Raw genomic sequence first — 17,115 nt, 5'->3', positions numbered from 1 at the left:
AATAAACGACACGGAACCGTTTCCGATTCTGTGCCGTTTTGTGCGGAAGTGGAAGGGATTCCCCTGACTATTTCAAGTTACTCACGACTTCCATGATTTTCTTACTGTCGACAGCAGCTTTAACTTGCTCGTTCTTGTAAACGACTTTGCCCTTTTCATCAACAACAAAAGTCCAGCGTTTTGTGGTCACCCCACGGGTCAAGACTTCTTCTTTCCCATCGATCTCGCGAGTGATCGACTTTTCCCCTTTTGTAAACGGAACACCAAACGCTGCAGCGACTTCTCCTGTGGGATCTGCCAGAAGTGTAAAGTTGAGATCGTGAACTTTCTTGAAGAGTTGGTGATTGCGAACCGAATCGCCACTCACTCCGACGACTTCCACATTCTTATCTTGCAGCTTGCCAAGATCGTCACGGAAGCCACAAGCTTGAGCAGTACAGCCACCCGTCATGTCTGCAGGGTAAAAGTAGACGACGACAATTTTCTTGCCGAAGTGATCGCTCGCTTTCCAGTCTTTGCCAGCATCGTCTTTGACGGTGAACTCTGGAGCTTTATCACCAACCTTCAACGTAATATCGATGGCATAAGAAACCTGAGTCATGAATGCGAGTGCAGTCACCGAAAGTAAGAAGTTTTTCATCGTTTCACTCCGAAGTCAGGAAGGATTTTCAGGGGGGGAGGCAATCCGGTGATCGTCACGTTCTTGCACAAACGAGGATACGCTTCCCGGTAGCAACTCACAAGTGAACGATGATGCGACGCAGCACGTTTCCTTCATCATCGCAGTGAGAAATGCCCCGCCATTCCTGTCAAAACTCAGGGTGAAGAAATTGCTCAAGCTGGACCGAACCATGATCGATCAGAGCTGAGCTGAGCTGAGCTGGGTTGTTGCGGATCGCGATACAGAACTCAAGCCGCCCGGTCGGATTCTCCGTAGAAGAAGTGGGACTGAAAGCACATGCGCGACATTGTGTCGCGTCGAGCGGGTTGCTTTGTGCGCTCCACTCGACTTCGACTCCACCAAACGTTCATGAGAAACAGAAGAGCCGGAGCAGTTCAAGCTTTCTCAGCGAGCATTGACCTTGACCTACCGAACGCGACATTTGAAGGAGACCCAACCGCCGGTATGTCCTTTGAGTTCGTTGTCGAAGGTGAAGGAGAGAACTTGACTCCCCCGCCCGTTGCTTTCAGTGTCGAGCTTTCCATCAAGGCTGGCATCGACAGAGTCGTCAATGTATTCCAACCGTGGCGAGAGATTGTCAACAACGCGGACGTTCCGCAAAGGCCGATCTCCGATGTTGTCGAATCGAATCGTGAATGTGAGTTCGTCGCCCGGTTTCGCGGCTGACTTGTCCACCACTTTCGTGATAGTCAGATCGCCCGGTTTGCTGCGATCCTCAACTCCTGTGTAATCCTGAGCAGTGAAGCGTCCTTGAACGACTTGTCCTGAGATATCGTTAGCGTAGATAATGACGCCCAGGTCACCGTTCCAATCAAACGCTGCCTCGATTGCCTGGCCAATGACTGCATTGTTGGCTTTATCAAATTGCCCTTCTCGGAAGAAGCGGAAATCTTCATACACGTTGAGAAGCTTGACGTGTTTCCCGGCAGTCTGATTCTGATGGACAATATTATCTGTCGATTTCGACTCGACTCCACTCGACCGAGAACGCATCCGCATTGCGATCGCTTCATCATTGTGAACATTTTCATCAATGATGAGTTGAGTATCGATTCCACCCAGCTTCCGTTGGTCTTGATGACCGGCTGCTTTAGCGATTTTGACATCTGTGTGCGGCAGTGACGCCGACCGCACAGCTCCAAATCGAGGAGCATAGATCGATGCCCGCGTACTCGGCTTCACACGAGCAACTCCCGTTTCATCAGTCCATTCGACGACAGTGTCCTCGATGTCTAAGCCGTAACGAGTGCCGTCCGAGTAGTAGACTTTCGTCCCACGATCTCCGCCATCATGGAGATATTCATCGCCGATAATTTCTGGTCCGGTGAACGGTCGAGCCCCCACAACTTCTCTAAAGGGAGAACCTCCAAGCGGCGGACAGGCGAACTCAGGCGGGCAAGCAGCCAAAGGTTCGCTCTGGACTGATGTCAGAGTTCTTGATGCCAATGAATCAGTCAACATATTGGACGGTGCAACATTCGACGGTGCGATGGTGGACGGTGCAACAGGTTCTTCTGCGGAAGTGAGCTGAACGTTGGTATCAACGAACGGTTTCGGTGAGGATTCTGGTAATCCTTCGACAGGTTGTTTCGTAACTTGTTTTGCAGCTTGCTTCACAACTGGAGGCTGTGCGGATGTTGAGGCAGTCGTGCCTGTTGGTGCCATTGCCGCAGAAGCGATGGACTCCGACTGAGCACTGGTCGCTGAATTTGCAGGTGCAGGCTCAGGCCGTGAAGTGGAGTGGAGAAACGGATCGTCACTCTCAACGATCAGGTTTTCACCGTTCGTTGATGCTTGCGCTGCTTGACCCGTTCTTTGGTCGACAGCCTTCGGAGTCGACGACTTCCCGCTCATCTTGTGCTGCAATAGTTTGATGAAATTGCTGTCGGACTCAGACTGGCCTGCCAATGCGTGTTTGACTTTCTCTTCACCCGCATCTTTTTCAGCTTTGGCAAGCGGAGCACTTCTCTTAAGAGGACCCGCTGCAAACTCACGAACATTGGAGCAGGATGAGCCGAGAAGCAGCACGCTTCCGAGCATCGCTGGAGCGAGGGCTTGAACGAATGACGAAGAACGAATTCGTTGTCTCAGGTTGGAAAGAGTCATCACTATCTCACTCACTTATAAAGCCCAAAAAGGCAGGATGCTTCGTTTTTGTAGAAACGGAGCAGCGAATGGCTATTGCTGAGGAATCGCAATGGGCGAGGTACTATAAAAAGGATCGACCGGGGAGTTTGGATCCGGGATGCGTCCTCCGATTCGGAGAATCGCCATGGGTCTCCCACGTTCATCAGCAGCCCGCAACAAGTTCTCTGTCACTTTCAAATCTTCAGTGCGAATTCGTTCTCCCTGAGCAAACGGGGCAGCCAAGTCAGGCTGTTCCAGATAGATGACTTTGGTCACCATCCGGTCTTGAAGAACGATTTCGATTTCGCCTGCTGTAATTTCAACAGGGATGGGATAAGACTTTTCGAGGCCGTTTGGAGCGTGCAAACGGTCGAGCACTTCAATTGTCGGGTAGAGTTCGGCGCCGGGGAATTCAGGCATTCCGCTGATGCGAACCCGGTAGGTATGCCCGACCATCATTCCAACCTTCGATGGAGATTGTGTGAGGACAGCGTTTTGTGGAGATCCCTGGAAATAGGTCACATGACCGGCTGAGGGAAGCTGGATTTCGACAGGTTGCGAAACTCCCGCTTTCTGAGGATGCGTGAGCAAGCTCCACCGCCCTGCCATTCCAGTTGGTTGCCGGTGATTGAGCGGGAAGTGGCGATCCTGCGCAGTTGTGACAGTCGAGAGCAACAACGTGCTGACGAGGATGGCTGTTGAGAAAACGGTTCGACAATGTGTCATGCTATTCTGCTCTCAGGTCAGTTCGTCCGATTCAATCTCGCGGTTCGCATCTTGCATCAATACAGGGATGGCCTGAATTCAGACAACTTCCATCGCGGAGACAATAAAGACCAGTTCTGACGTGACGATTGAGGTGCGAAGAGAGCCGCTTACCTGTTGGAGTAAGCGGCTTTCATTTGCATTCGTGCGAGGTCGATGAAAAATTCTCACTCCGGGAAAAGCAATCAAAATCTTGAACCGGGAGAGAATTCTGCCCGGTTCAGGATCGTATTGATTACTGTTGTGCCCAAGCTGGAACTGATAATTCACCGGATGAGTACGAAGGATGTTTTTCGGTGTACTGGATGTACTTCACAGGCTTCGGCATGCTGATGCCTGGCTCGTGTCGAACATCGATCAGGACATCGTCAACAGGTTCTCCAACGTTGTAATCGGTTGTGTTACGAATCGTGTGAGACTTCAAGCCAGCTGGTTTTCCGAGTGGAATGTGTGGCGGGCCAGGAAGTCCGATTGGTGTTCCGACTGAAGGGTAACCGTACATCGGAGCTCCGTGCATCCCGACGATGGGATTGAAAGGAGGTTGTCCAGGACGGGACGGTCCGCCGACCATCATATCGGCAGGGACGCCACCTGCTCCGATTCCGATGTGCGATCCGATTGGCACAGGAGCAACATGCTGGTCCATTTCACCATCCACTTTCTGGATGTGTGCAGTCCGTTCAATGTTGCCGTTCATCCCGACGCCTGGTCCTGATTGACCTGGCATTTCGAGATCAATGTTACCCATTCGCAGGACAGCCATGATTGTTCCACGTCGACTTGCTTCTGAGACAGGATCTTGTCCTGGAAGAAGGCGAGTCGAAACGAGTTCTTCAACTCCTGCAATTGCGAGTTCCTGATACTTGGCATCTGGCAGATAGATGACCTTGGTGACGAAGTTGTTCGTCTCGACCTGATCGAGATCCTCGTCGGTAATTCGCAACGGCAATGGGTTGTGTTCGAGGTAAGCGGCTGTTGTTGGAAGTGTTGGGTAAACGTGCAATGACGGATACACAACAAGTCCTTCACGACCTGGAATGTCGGTGAACTTCAAGCGGTAGGTTGCAGCTTGCGTGAAGTTGTAACGCCCCGGTGCCATCAGCTGATTTTCAGCAAATGATGGTCCGATTTGCCAGCCAACGTGCATGCCTTCAGGTCCGAGGAATCGGATCTGTGAAGACCCACGGAAGGCTGCCTGTGGACCATGCGGTGGTCCCATTGGCATCATTCCGGGAGGTGGACCCATTTGAGGTCCTCCTTGTGGACCGGGTGGATTGAAACTGGTTTGCATGACACCCGGGCCGGGGCCACCAACCATAGGTCCAGGATTATTCATCATCGCTGCCGGTGGGGCATGGTAGGCTTCTTTCTGGAGAAGTTGCTGTCCATCATGTGCACATCCTACACACACGATTAGCAATGTTCCCAAAGCCAGAAAATAGAGTCTCATCGTTTGACCTCTCCCGTTCCGGTCCCGTTGAATCGCTCCAAATTGCGGTCGACCAACACTGTCACTGACGGTTACAATTAGGTTGACGCAGCGACGGCAAATGTCGACTGCCTGTTGTGTTCGGCCTTGAACTGCTGTTTCACATTACCCAAGGCTCACAGTCTCTATTGTTTTCGGACTGGAGCGACTCGAATCTTTGCTAAATCCGCCAAATTCGATCGAACATGAAAAATCCATACATCTTAACTCTCGCATTACTCCTTTTTATTGCAGGCTCAATGCGCGCCGTCACTGCATGGTCGCAGGATGCAAATACCCCTCCTGCTGACACCTCAAAAACTCCAGAAGAGACTGATGACAAAGAACTTGCGCCTCCCAGCGAAGAGGCACTCATGGTTCTCCAGGAAGCTCGATCTCGCCTGCTGCGATATGAATTCGTGCAGGCTGATCTCGCACAAAGAATTTCCTTGGGAGATTTTCGCTTTGAGGCAACCGGGAAATACTATGCAAGCCATCCATTCAAAACACGGCTTGAGTATTCAGTCAAGCTAGGCGAGATGGAGGGAGTTTTCCTCGAAGTCTGCGACGGGCAAGTGTTGCATACAAGTCGACAAATCACTTCAGCTTCAACCGGAAAGAAGGAAGATGCGACCCCGCAAATCGAATTAACGCGTCGTGACATCCAGAAAATCATTAGCGAAACCAACTTACACATCGATCAACCCGAAGCAGTACGAGCTGCCGAAATCGGAATTGGTGGAGTCCCCGCAATTCTCGCTTCACTCGAGCGGGTCATCATTTTTGATTCGATTCGAGAAGAAGATGAAGACGGAAAGCCTGTTGTCATCTTACAAGGTCGTTGGAATGAGGAAGAGAAAGGGAAGTTGCTCACCGGGCTGGGCAGTCTCTCCACGCAAGTTCAACAGTTTCTTCCGGATCGAGTCCGAGTGACCTTCGACAAGGAAACGCTTTTCCCACAAAAGTTCCAGTACCTCAAAAAACTCTCTGAAGAGAGATCAACGTACAGTCCCCTTTTGACTGTCGAGTTCAGTAACGTGGTCATTAACGAACCAATTCCGGTTCAGCGATTCACCTATATCCCGCCACCGGGAATGGAAGAACGTGACGAAACGGACACCTTTATCAAAGGGATTCAGGATGCAGCCGCTGCTCCCGCTTCCCCTCCTCCTGCTGAAACGAAGCAGGAGTAAACATCGAGTCGATCTCCAGCGACTGGCGATCCGGGGATCGCGTTCATCAGCAAAGGCCCATCGTCCTATGAGAGCTGTTTTCTCTCACGACGGAAATTCACCGTAGATCCTCAGCAACTCAGGTATCACAATGGATTATTCAGCACAGTTTGATCAAGCACATTCGTATCAGGATTTTCTCAAGAAGTATGCGACTCCAGAGCAAGAGCAACGGTGGAGCGACTTCTATGATTCCGTCACGCTGACTGACGAACAACAAACCTTACTCAAAAGCTTTGTACGAGAAATGAAAGTTCTCGTTATGGCTGGGGCCTGGTGCGGAGATTGTGTCAGCCAGTGCCCGATCTTCGAACATTTCGCAGCGATCAATCCGCTCATCAAAATTCGCTTTGCCGATCGTGACGATTCTCCAGAACTCTCGGAAGAATTGAAAACTTGCGGCGGTGCTCGTGTCCCCGCGATTGTGTTTCTCAGCGAAGATGGACAATTCTGTGGACGCGCCGGAGACCGCACCCTCTCGAAATACCGAAGCGTGATGGCTGAACTGGGGGGCGCAACATGTCCTACCGGACTCGCTGCCGATGCCGAACTGACAACGGCAGTGATCCAAGACTGGCTCAACGAATTCGAACGCATCCAATGGATGCTTCGGACATCTTCCCGCCTGCGCCAACTTCACGGAGACTGATTCACGGAATTCACGCAGACGAGAATTTCTCGCAGAGTAGAAATTCAAAATCCAGAGCAGTTGAAGTGGTGAGACCCAGCGACTCGAAGGCTTCACCGCTTCAAACCTCGAAGTGATAGTCCTTTGGAACAATGACCAGCCCCGACTCGGTGCAGGTGAGGCGGTTCATTAAGTCTTGCTCACGGTGATATCCAATCGTGAATCCGTCGGGCACCTGGACATTTTTGTCGACAATTGCATTTCGAACCCGTGCATTTCGACCGATTGTTACTCCGGAAAACAAGATTGAATCTTGAACATCGGAATAGCTTTCAACTCTCACGGATTGTGATACGACAGACCGTGTCACTTTTCCGCCGGATATAATACTACCCGGCCCGATGAGACTATCAATCGCATGTCCTACGCGGGGTGGCGTCGCTTCTTCATCCGCAAAAACAAACTTCGGCGGCGGCATCGGAGGATTGTAACCTCGGATTGGCCAGGAAAAATCATAGAGATTCAACTTCGGTTCAACGGAAATTAAATCCATATTCGCTTCATAAAAAGAATCAATCGTTCCGACATCGCGCCAGTAGATCGGATTATTCTCGTCATCTTTGACCGTGAACGCACGTACTTGACTCTTCTGAATCATGCGGGGAAGCAAGTCTTTCCCAAAATCGTGCGAACTCTTCGGCAATGCCGCGTCGCGACACAACTCATTGAACAGAAATGAGGTTTTGAACGCATAAATCCCCATGGAAGCGAGGCATCGACTCGAATCACCGGGAATCGGAAACGGATCATCCGGTTTTTCTTCGAAGCGTTGAACCCAGCTTTCGCTGTCGACCCCCATCACCCCGAAATCGCGACCTTCTTCACGTTGAACGGGGAGGCAGGCGATGGTGCAATCCGCATTAGAATTCAGGTGATCACTCAGAAATGGTTCGTAATCCATTTTGTAAATATGATCGCCGGAGAGGATTAGAATGGTCTCTGGATCAGCTTGTTCAATGGTATAAATATTTTGGTAAACGGCATCGGCGGTCCCACGATACCAATGCTCACCAACACGTTGCTGCGGTGGCAGAACTTCGATGAATTCCCCCAGTTCGCGGCATAAAAAATTCCACTGAAGATGGATGTGTCGATCCAGACTGGCAGCCTTGTACTGGGTTAGCAGCAGGACGCGACGAAGCTCACTATTGATGCAGTTCGAAAGCACAAAATCGATAATGCGATAGATGCCCCCGAAAGGAACAGAGGGTTTTGAACGATCGAGAGTTAACGGTTCCAGTCGAGACCCTTTTCCTCCTGCGAGGATGAGAGTCAGTACATTTTGCATGCCTTCACTCACTGAATTTATGTTCGATTTCTCTTATGTTTCCTAGCTCTCTTTCGATTTGATCCGATTTCACAAGATTGTCAATGGCGATTCTGAACTCAAGCAAATTGCATCGAAAACTCTCACTATCGGGCTCACAAATTCGGGTATGTCGAATGGCGCCTTTCTAGTAGGATCTCTATACGGGTGAATGCTTTCCAGCAGCGATATCTCAAGAAGAGTTGAGACGAGTAAATGACTGACACAGCCAACGTCAACACTCCTTCATTTTCCTCTTTGACATGCTGGGCAATTGCTGACGGAGCGGCCGGGCATCAAAGTCAGCTACGTGGACTGGCGGAAGCGATTGGAGTGACATCAATCCCCTTCGACGCCCGCGTCCGATTTCCCTGGACGCTGCTTCCCTCGCCTCTGGTCTCACTCAAGCCGGGAACGTTTCGCTCGACGGAGAAAGTCTTACAACTCCCTGCTCCAGATCTCATTATGAGTTGTGGTCGACAGGCTGCTTTGGCTGCGTTGTCATACAAGAAAGCTTACAACAATTCAGCGTTTCTCATTCACCTCCAAGATCCACAGCGCAGCAGAAACAGCTTCGATCTCATCGTCGCTCCGGAGCATGATAATCTTCAGGGAAAGAACGTCATTCAAACCCTCGGAGCGATGCATCCCCTCTCTCTGGAGAAACTTCAGGAAGCTGCCAGAATCGGACCAGTCAGCGGTTTGGATAAGTTGACATCTCGATTCATCGCAGTGCTTCTCGGTGGACCAAACAAGTATTACGCATTCGATGAAAAAGACGTCCAGAAGCTGACGGAACACCTCCAGTCCGCAGCCACCGATGACCTTCAACTGGCGATTATCCCATCCCGACGGACTCCTTCCAAAGCGACAGCTGCGCTGAGTCAAACTTTCGGAGAAGATCATTTTGTGTGGGACGGAAAAGGAGAAAATCCGTACCTGTCGGCACTCGCACTCTGTTCATACTGCGTCGTCACGAGCGATTCCGTCTCGATGATTTCCGAAGCAACCGCGACCGGACAGCCAGTCTTTATCGAGATGCTCGATGAAAAACGTCCCGCGAAGAAATTTCAACATTTTCACAAGTCCATGATCGAAGGCTCATTCGCAAAACCTTTCGATGGATCAATTGAAGACTGGATGTACCAACCTCCTGATGAAACAACCCGCGTGGCAGAGCGAGTTCAGCAAGAGCTTGCAAAGAAATGGCCAAACAACAAAGAAAAAGCAAACGCATGACATCGCTTTAACGGTGTGGGAGCAGGCAAAAAGGAACGACGTTATCTGTGTCGCCCGGTGACTCAACGGGAGCTAAATGGGAGACTGAAAACCAATTCGAAACGTGCCCTAATCAACAAATCGAAAGTCGAGGCTTCCAAAGAGTACCTGGCAGACTTGTGACCATGCTTCGAGAGACTCCGGGTCCTCTCCCAGGAAATCCCCAAACAATCTTTGTTCGTCGCTGGTCGGATATCGGTTTAATGTTGTCAGGATGAGCCATTCGATTCGTTGAGGGACATCACCTTCGATCGCCAGCACTCGCTTTGCTGTTTCTTCAGATCGTATGTGGACAAATTCGCTGTTCATTAAGAAGAGCGACTGTGGTGAGACTGTACTGGAGGTCCGGCGGCCTTGAGACAGGTTCGGGTCTGGAAAATCGAAGACGGTAAACAGGTCTGGGAGTCGATTGCGAAACACAGGCAAGTACACTGCTCGTTTTCCAAAATCGAATTTGTATCCATACTCACTTCTGGTTCCCGGACGCATTGAATTGCCAGCTGGGGTTGGGTCCAGTTCACCACTCATAGAAAGAAGAGAGTCATGAATCGATTCTGCTCTCAGGCGTTTTCGATTCTGGTGGGTGAGGTAGCGATTCTCCGGGTCCTGACCTGAAACTGAGGACAATGTGCTGTCGAGTTGATAGGTCCGGGTGAGCACAATCTGGCGAATCAATTTCTTCATGGACCAACCATTTTCAATGAATTCATTCGCCAGAAAATCAAGCAACTCCGGATGAGATGGCGTTTCGCCCGGCACACCAAAGTTATCAACGGTTCGAACCAGTCCAACTCCGAAAAGGGAATGCCAGACACGATTTACGAAAACTCTGGCGGTGAGTGGATTCTCTGGGCTTGCAATCCAGTTGGCGAATTCCAGACGACCACTTGCATCGGCAGGTAAGGGAGCCGTTTCGGAACTCTGAATCACAGACAAAAAACCACGCTTAACCGGTTCCCCCAAATTATGGACGTTGCCGCGGATGCACACAAAGTAGTCTTCTGCCTTTTCCATTTCCTCCACAGAGACTGCCAATGGCGGCTTCTCAGGAGCGTTGGCCTCCAGTTTTTTCAGTTTCGCCTGTAGTGCAGTGAGCTCGACGTTTGCTTCGGCTAACTCCTTTTGAAGCTTCTCAGCCAACTCACCGTTGAGATCGGATTTCGAAATCAAACGGACGGCATCAATAATCGTGGGAGACATCTCTGTCGGGCGAACCTGCACGGTGAGCAACTCTTGCACTTCAAACTCCCCGAGTGAATGAAAGGTTCCATCCTCACTGGGGGTCAGCTGTTGGTTAATCAAGAACTCTTTTTCGCCTTCTGCATGTTGAACCGTCACTTTTGCTTTTCGAGTTCGGTTCGATGCAGGGGTGTAGCTGAGCTGAACTTCATACAGTCCCGGCTGAACCGGGATATCATAGGTCGCACTTGAGGTCAGATCTGAGGAATGTCGATAGTTCTCACCAACGTATCCTTTGACTGATTGGCTTTCCGTCCATTCTCCAACCAGCGTCGCCTGGTCCGTATCGACGAGGATCGCAGGCAAGCCGACTTTCAACTGAGTCATGCGAGCCTGGAGTTTTCGAAGAGCCTGATTTGTCTCCGCAAGATTCGATTCATGCGCTCGAATGAAATCCGTTTGCTCTTGCGACTGAGGAAGTGGAGTTGAGACCCACCTTGAAACGTTTCCATCAACCAAAGAATTTGTACTTCTGAAAATCCCCGCCAATGCGTAATAGTCGCTCGTGGGGATGGGATCGAATTTGTGATCGTGGCAGCGGGCACACCCAATCGTCATCCCTAAAAAGACGCGTCCGGTCGTGTCGATTTGCTCATCCACGATATCCATTCGCAACTGCTCCTTGTCCTGGTTCTCGTAGTTATGAGGCCCCAGAGCAAGAAAAGCCGTTGCTACGATCTGCTGCTGCCGTTGCTTGTATTCTTCTGCTTCCAGAAGGTCTCCGGCGATCTGTTCCAGAATGAATGTGTCGTAAGGCTTGTCGCCATTGAAGCTGTCGATGACATAGTTGCGATAACGCCACGACTCTCGGTAGAGCAGAGATCTCCCCCCGCCGGTCGATTCCGAATATCGAGCAAGGTCCAGCCAATACCGTCCCCAATGCTCTCCGAAATTCTTCGAAGCCAACAATTCATCAATCACCTCAGCCCACCGTGCGTCACTTTGGTTCGACTGAAATGCCTGAACCTGTTCGACACTTGGAGGAAGTCCTGTCAAATCAAAATACAAACGACGAAGAAGCGTGAGGTCACCTGCATCGGCTCCGGGTCGAAGCCCCTGCTCTTCCTGTTTCGCGAGAATGAACTGATCAATTTTTGATTGCGGCCAATCAGTGAACTGAACTTTCGGCAGAGCGACTTTCTGGAGCGGTTTAAAACTCCAAAACTGGCGGCCCGTTTCCAGATCCATTCCCATTTTCTTGGCTGCCGTCTTCAATGTCGCCTTTCTTGGATCGGGAGCTCCCATGGCGATCCAAGTTTCAAAGTCGCTGATCACCTGCTCGGGGAGTTTCTGCTTTGGCGGCATCTCAAAAGTTTCATGCTTCAGCGCATCGAGAAGCGTCCCTTCGCCTGGTTTTCCGGGAACGACTGATTCTCCGCTGTCGCCCCCCTTCCGAAAGGCCTCAGCACTGTCAACAAGCAATCCACCTCGAACAATTTTCGAATCTGCAGAATGGCACTCGTAGCAATGCTCAACCAACACAGGCCGAATCTTCTTTTCAAAGAAATCGAGACCGGCCTCCGATGCGGAAATTCCTTCATCCTCTGCATGGCACTTTGCAAGTGAGCCAAGCAGTTGGAAAGAAAGGGAGAAGAAAACAATAACTGCGATTCGATAAGAGGATAGCGGGGTGAGTCGTGAAGGCATTGTTACATCGAAAATCAAGGTCAGTTTTTTATTGCCGAAATAGAAGCCGTCTCAAAACCGATGCCATCACAACCTTTCTCTGTACCAGAGAAGTGAACAACAAGTTTCGAGACCAGTTCCAAAAGGGTATCATATTCATCGTCCCTGATACTAACACAATTGAGGTTTTCGATGTCTGACGCAACTCGTAAATTCAAAATGATCCCCGATCAGGAAGAACTGGACCAGATGGAACGGGACCTTTCCTTCTATCCCAGCAAAGTGACATCGCCAAAAATCCTCTCTAACGAGCAAGTCGAACACTTCAACCGCGAGGGCTATGTCCGACCGATTCCGATTTTCGATGATGCTGAAATCAAGGACATTCGCAGCTATTTCGACGAACTACTGAATCGGGTCATTGCCGAAGGGGGAGACAGCTATTCAATCAGTTCGGCTCATCTGAAGTATGGGCGAGTTTATGACCTGCTCAAGCATCCGAAAATTGTCGCCTGCGTCACCGACATTCTCGGAGAAAATGTTGTGGGGTGGGGCTCACATTTCTTTTGCAAAATGCCGCACGACGGCAAAGCTGTCGCTTGGCACCAAGATGCGAGTTACTGGCCTCTCTCCCCTTCGAAAGCACTCACCGTCTGGCTGGCGATTGATGATGCCGACATTGAAAACGCCTGCATGAAGTTCGTTTCGGGAAGCCACCACGTCGGGCATCTAACGTATCGCCCCAGCGATTCGGGCGAACATAATGTTTTGAACCAGACTGTTGAAGATCCTGAGCAATATGGGGCTGTCGCTTACGATGAGCTTAAAGCGGGGCAGATTTCATTGCATTCGGACCTTTTACTTCACGGATCAGAAGCCAACAATAGCGACCGTCGCCGTTGTGGATTGACGCTTCGATATGCAGCCTGCGATGTCCACGCTGCCATGAACTGGAACGAAAAGGGTGTTCTTGTGAATGGCCAAGATGCTAGCGGACATTGGGCGAATCGTGAACGTCCGCAAAATGATTAAAGCATTTTCAATGCTTGTCGTGCCCGTGAAGGTCGCTTTCATGACTTCATAGACTGCTCCCCACGAGGCAGAACGTAAAGACCGAGATTGGATTTACTCTCAAGCACGTAGTTCATGCCCTCAGGAATTATTAGAACCCTTGTACCTGAACCATCCCTCACAACCGATCGGCCCGCACAATTCCCTAAATGTCTACTTCGAATAAGGGCGAAAGCCTTTCTGTAAATTCGTCCAGTATTGATCTCACGAATTAGTTGTGGGACAATTACCAACATACGATCCTCGACTGTTGCGGCGCCACGTCCTTCAGTTCCCGCCCCATTCCCTCCCTCCTGTGAAGAAGAGTGACCGTGAGAAAACCTGCGCCATGGTGGTCAACCCTTTTCTGTCTGCTCTGTGTTCCTCAGCTTGGAAATGCAGAGGATGTGAATGTCCCTCGCTTTGAGTCAGAGATCAGACCGATCTTTCGAGAGTTCTGCTTCGACTGTCACGGCGCAACCACAGAGATGGAAGCCAATCTCGACTTGCGTCTTGTCCGATTCCTGAAACGAGGCGGAGATTCTGGACCCGCGATTGACTTGGACAACGCATCTGCCAGCCTGCTGCTGGAACGATTGAAATCAGGCGAAATGCCACCTGGGGAAGCCCGTGTCCCCGCTGAGAAAATTGCGATTCTGGAACGCTGGATTCAAGGTGGAGCACTCACGCATCGACCAGAACCAGAAGAGATTGGTGATGGAGTTCCGCTAAGTGTCGAAGAACGAAGTTACTGGGCCTATCAGCCGATCACGCCTCCTGCGATTCCGGAGATGAAAGAAGAGAGAGTCCGCACGCCGATCGATGCACTGATCCTCGCTGCGATGCCAGAGGGCTTGTCGTTCTCCGAAGATGCAGACCGACTGACACTCATCAAACGAGTCTACTTTGACCTCACCGGTCTCCCCCCTGCACCTGACGAACTGAAGCACTGGCTCGAAACGACCGATGCCGACTGGTACGACAAGTTGCTCACCGCAGTCCTTGCTTCGCCTCACTATGGCGAACGCTGGTCACGCCACTGGCTGGACGTTGCAGGCTATGCCGATTCAGAAGGGTTTACGAACAAAGACGCTACTCGCCCATGGGTCTGGAAATATCGTGACTATGTGATTCATTCGCTGAACGCAGACAAACCTTTCGACCGCTTTGTGACAGAGCAACTTGCTGGTGACGAACTCGCCGGACCGAAACAGGGAGACTGGACAGCTGAACAAATCGAACTCCTGACAGCGACCGGATTTTTACGACTCGCAGCTGACGGAACCGGCTCAGGCGACAACAGCCCCGAAGCGCGAAACAAAGTGATTGCCGACACCATGAAGATTGTCGGGAATTCGCTGATGGGTATGAGCCTGAATTGTGCTCAGTGTCACGATCACCGTTACGATCCAATTTCACATGCCGACTACTTCGCCGTCCGTTCTGTCTTTGAACCAGCTCTCGATTGGAAGCAATGGAAAACACCTCCCCAACGGCTCGTTTCACTTTATACTCAGGCCGATCGCGAAGCGGCTGCCAAGATTGAAGCAGAAGTCAAAAAGATCGCTGCGGAGAAAAGCGTCAAGCAAAAAGAATACATGCAGCAGGCACTTGAGAAGGAACTGCTGAAGTATGACGAGCCCTTACGCCAGCAACTGAAATCTGCATACGAAACAGCCGTCAAAGAACGTACCCCTGAACAAAAGCAACTGCTCGACAAGAATCCGAGTGTCAAGATCACTCCAGGAGTGCTCTATCAGTACCTCCCTAAAGCTGCCGAGGAACTCAAAGGGTTTGATAAAAAGATTGCCGAAATCCGCAAACAGAAACCACCTGAAGAATTCCTGCGAGTTCTGACAGAGCCAGCAAACCATGCAGTGGTCACAAAGCTCTTTCATCGTGGAGACCACAATCAACCGAAGCAGGAGATCGAACCAGGACCGGTTGCCGTTGTGATGCCAGAAGGAAAAGCAGAACCGTTCCCGCGAGACAATCCTGAACTCCCCACTAGTGGACGGCGTCTTGCTTTTGCTCACTGGCTCAGCTCAAAAGAGAATCCGTTGATGGCCAGAACAATTGTAAACCGAGTCTGGATGCACCACTTCGGCGTCGGACTTGTCCCTACAGCAGGAGATTTCGGCAAGCTGGGTGGAGAACCTTCACACCCAGAACTACTCGACTGGCTGGCTGCGAGCTTCGTGGAAGAAGGTTGGAGCTTAAAGAAATTACATCGAGTGATCCTCTCTTCCACAACTTGGCGACAATCGACATTTCGTGATCCTGCTAAGAACGAACTCGACCAGGAAAACCGTTTCTACTGGCGGAAGTCATTACAGCGACTCGATGCTGAAATTGTCCGGGATCGAATGTTGGCAGCTTCAGGAAGCTTAAGTGCCGAGATCGGCGGCGCCCCTGCCGCAATCAAAGAAGACGAAACCGGTCAGGTCGTGGTCGATGGTTCGCAATCTCGCCGCAGCTTGTACGTTCAAGTTCGGCGATCCCAACCCGTCGCGATGCTGCAAATGTTCGATGCCCCAGTGATGGAAGTGAACTGCGAATCGCGGTCTTCGTCGACCGTTGCGACTCAATCACTCATGCTGCTCAATGGGGAATTTATTCTCGATCAAGCTGGAAAACTTGCGGATCGTGCAATGAAAGATGCCCCCCCACTCACAGCTGACCGTCTCGCAGCTCTCCCCAAAATCCCCGACTCGGCATCTTCGTGGTCGTACGGGTATGGCATGTATGACGAAACAACAAAGCGAACGATCTTTACTCCATACCCCGTGTGGGGAGACAACCGCTGGCAAGGAGGAGAGAAAGTTCCCGATCCCGTAATCGGCTGGTCCTTCGTGAATTCAACCGGTGGACACCCCGGCAAACCGGACAAAGGTTCGATTCGTCGCTGGACTGCGAAGTCAGCTGGTGAATTCAAGATTACTGGCAAACTGAGCCATGGAAGCCCGAATGGTGATGGCGTACGCGGACGCATCGTCTCTTCAGTGCAAGGCTTACTCGGTGAATGGAATGTTCTCAACGGATCGAAACCAACTCCAGTAAAAGTTCACACTGTGACCGCAGGCGAAACGATTGACTTCGTTCTCGACTGCCTGGCTAATGAGAACTCTGATTCCTTCACTTGGACTTCCGAAGTGGCGTTTACACCCGAAGAGGGAACGCCACAGACTTTCGATTCCAAAGCACAGTTCCATGGACCACTCCCAGACGGTCGTGACCTGCCTGCTCAAATCCAACAAGCCTGGGAATTCGCGTTATGCCGCAAACCCGAACAGTCCGAATTGAACCTGGCTGTCTCATTTGCAGCCCAGCAAATCGCCAGCTTCGAAACGACCCCGCAAGGAGTCCCCGAAGGGAGTACTGCTCATCGGCAGGCTCTTGTGAACTTGTGCCAAATGCTATTAACCTCGAACGAATTCTTGTACATCGACTGATGAGAGCATTTTCAATCCTTGTCGTGCCTGTAGAGACCACTTTCATGACTTCATAGAGGGCTCACCACCAGGTAGGACGAAATGATGAATATCAGAACCAGCCCGATAACCTTTGAAACAATCAGCTTTTTCTATCTCTGAGCGAATAAATGCAGGCTTCAGAATCAATTCTGGAATTGCTCTGGCAACTTATTCGCAACCA

At 50.9% G+C, this 17,115-nt stretch carries 11 protein-coding genes; 5 read left to right on the top strand and 6 right to left on the bottom strand.

From position 1 onward, the window contains the following. Positions 1-67: 67 nt before the first annotated feature. From Mal48_RS00245 to Mal48_RS00230, 4 genes are all read right to left on the bottom strand, one after another. Positions 68-640, bottom strand: a complete 573-nt coding sequence (locus tag Mal48_RS00245; RefSeq protein ID WP_145195034.1) for a peroxiredoxin — start codon at positions 638-640, stop codon at positions 68-70. A 447-nt stretch (positions 641-1,087) separates the two neighbouring features. Further along, positions 1,088-2,788, bottom strand: a complete 1,701-nt coding sequence (locus tag Mal48_RS00240) for a DUF11 domain-containing protein (protein ID WP_231740037.1) — start codon at positions 2,786-2,788, stop codon at positions 1,088-1,090. A gap of 72 nt (positions 2,789-2,860) precedes the next feature. Beyond that, on the bottom strand, positions 2,861-3,535 hold the full coding sequence (locus tag Mal48_RS00235; RefSeq protein ID WP_145195030.1) for a hypothetical protein: 675 nt from the start codon (positions 3,533-3,535) through the stop codon (positions 2,861-2,863). A gap of 274 nt (positions 3,536-3,809) precedes the next feature. Then, positions 3,810-5,024, bottom strand: a complete 1,215-nt coding sequence (locus Mal48_RS00230; protein ID WP_145195028.1) for a hypothetical protein — start codon at positions 5,022-5,024, stop codon at positions 3,810-3,812. Between the two features lie 224 nt (positions 5,025-5,248). Between Mal48_RS00230 and Mal48_RS00225 the strand changes: the two genes are divergently transcribed. After that, entirely contained in the window at positions 5,249-6,235 is a 987-nt protein-coding gene (locus Mal48_RS00225) for a hypothetical protein (RefSeq protein ID WP_145195026.1), read from the top strand. Between the two features lie 130 nt (positions 6,236-6,365). After that, the gene (locus Mal48_RS00220) at positions 6,366-6,923 is read left to right on the top strand and encodes a thioredoxin family protein (protein WP_145195024.1); all 558 of its coding nucleotides are present in this window, start codon (positions 6,366-6,368) and stop codon (positions 6,921-6,923) included. A gap of 100 nt (positions 6,924-7,023) precedes the next feature. On the opposite strand, the gene glgC is transcribed toward Mal48_RS00220, so the two are convergent. Beyond that, positions 7,024-8,262, bottom strand: a complete 1,239-nt coding sequence (gene glgC / locus Mal48_RS00215) for a glucose-1-phosphate adenylyltransferase (protein WP_261341962.1) — start codon at positions 8,260-8,262, stop codon at positions 7,024-7,026. A gap of 222 nt (positions 8,263-8,484) precedes the next feature. On the opposite strand from glgC, the gene Mal48_RS00210 reads away from it, so the two are divergent. Further along, the gene (locus Mal48_RS00210; protein WP_145195020.1) at positions 8,485-9,507 is read left to right on the top strand and encodes a mitochondrial fission ELM1 family protein; all 1,023 of its coding nucleotides are present in this window, start codon (positions 8,485-8,487) and stop codon (positions 9,505-9,507) included. 108 nt (positions 9,508-9,615) lie between these two features. Here Mal48_RS00210 and Mal48_RS00205 read toward each other — a convergent pair whose 3' ends face one another. Continuing rightward, positions 9,616-12,432, bottom strand: a complete 2,817-nt coding sequence (locus Mal48_RS00205; protein ID WP_145195018.1) for a DUF1553 domain-containing protein — start codon at positions 12,430-12,432, stop codon at positions 9,616-9,618. Positions 12,433-12,603: 171 nt separating this feature from the next. Between Mal48_RS00205 and Mal48_RS00200 the strand changes: the two genes are divergently transcribed. Together Mal48_RS00200 and Mal48_RS00195 are read left to right on the top strand one after the other, a co-directional pair. After that, positions 12,604-13,443 (top strand): phytanoyl-CoA dioxygenase family protein, encoded by an 840-nt coding sequence (locus Mal48_RS00200; protein WP_145195016.1) that lies wholly within the window; start codon positions 12,604-12,606, stop codon positions 13,441-13,443. 350 nt (positions 13,444-13,793) lie between these two features. After that, a complete protein-coding gene (locus Mal48_RS00195) occupies positions 13,794-16,913 on the top strand; it encodes a DUF1553 domain-containing protein (RefSeq protein WP_145195014.1) in 3,120 nt (1,039 codons plus the stop codon). The last annotated feature ends 202 nt before the right edge of the window (positions 16,914-17,115 follow it).

Origin of the sequence: Thalassoglobus polymorphus (genome assembly GCF_007744255.1) — a bacterium.
In the GTDB taxonomy this organism is placed as follows: Bacteria; Planctomycetota; Planctomycetia; order Planctomycetales; family Planctomycetaceae; genus Thalassoglobus; species Thalassoglobus polymorphus.
Note: the sequence above shows the minus strand (reverse complement) of the source record. Positions and strands in the feature narration are given on the sequence as shown.

Bases quoted from the DNA above. Each gene is read 5' to 3' on its own strand.
- Mal48_RS00200 (WP_145195016.1), top strand. From the start codon at position 12,604: ATGTCTGACGCAACTCGTAAATTCAAAATGATCCCCGATCAGGAAGAA.
- Mal48_RS00230 (WP_145195028.1), bottom strand. From the start codon at position 5,024: ATGAGACTCTATTTTCTGGCTTTGGGAACATTGCTAATCGTGTGTGTA.
- Mal48_RS00205 (WP_145195018.1), bottom strand. From the start codon at position 12,432: ATGCCTTCACGACTCACCCCGCTATCCTCTTATCGAATCGCAGTTATT.
- Mal48_RS00225 (WP_145195026.1), top strand. From the start codon at position 5,249: ATGAAAAATCCATACATCTTAACTCTCGCATTACTCCTTTTTATTGCA.
- Mal48_RS00245 (WP_145195034.1), bottom strand. From the start codon at position 640: ATGAAAAACTTCTTACTTTCGGTGACTGCACTCGCATTCATGACTCAG.
- Mal48_RS00210 (WP_145195020.1), top strand. From the start codon at position 8,485: ATGACTGACACAGCCAACGTCAACACTCCTTCATTTTCCTCTTTGACA.
- Mal48_RS00220 (WP_145195024.1), top strand. From the start codon at position 6,366: ATGGATTATTCAGCACAGTTTGATCAAGCACATTCGTATCAGGATTTT.
- Mal48_RS00235 (WP_145195030.1), bottom strand. From the start codon at position 3,535: ATGACACATTGTCGAACCGTTTTCTCAACAGCCATCCTCGTCAGCACG.
- Mal48_RS00240 (WP_231740037.1), bottom strand. From the start codon at position 2,788: ATGACTCTTTCCAACCTGAGACAACGAATTCGTTCTTCGTCATTCGTT.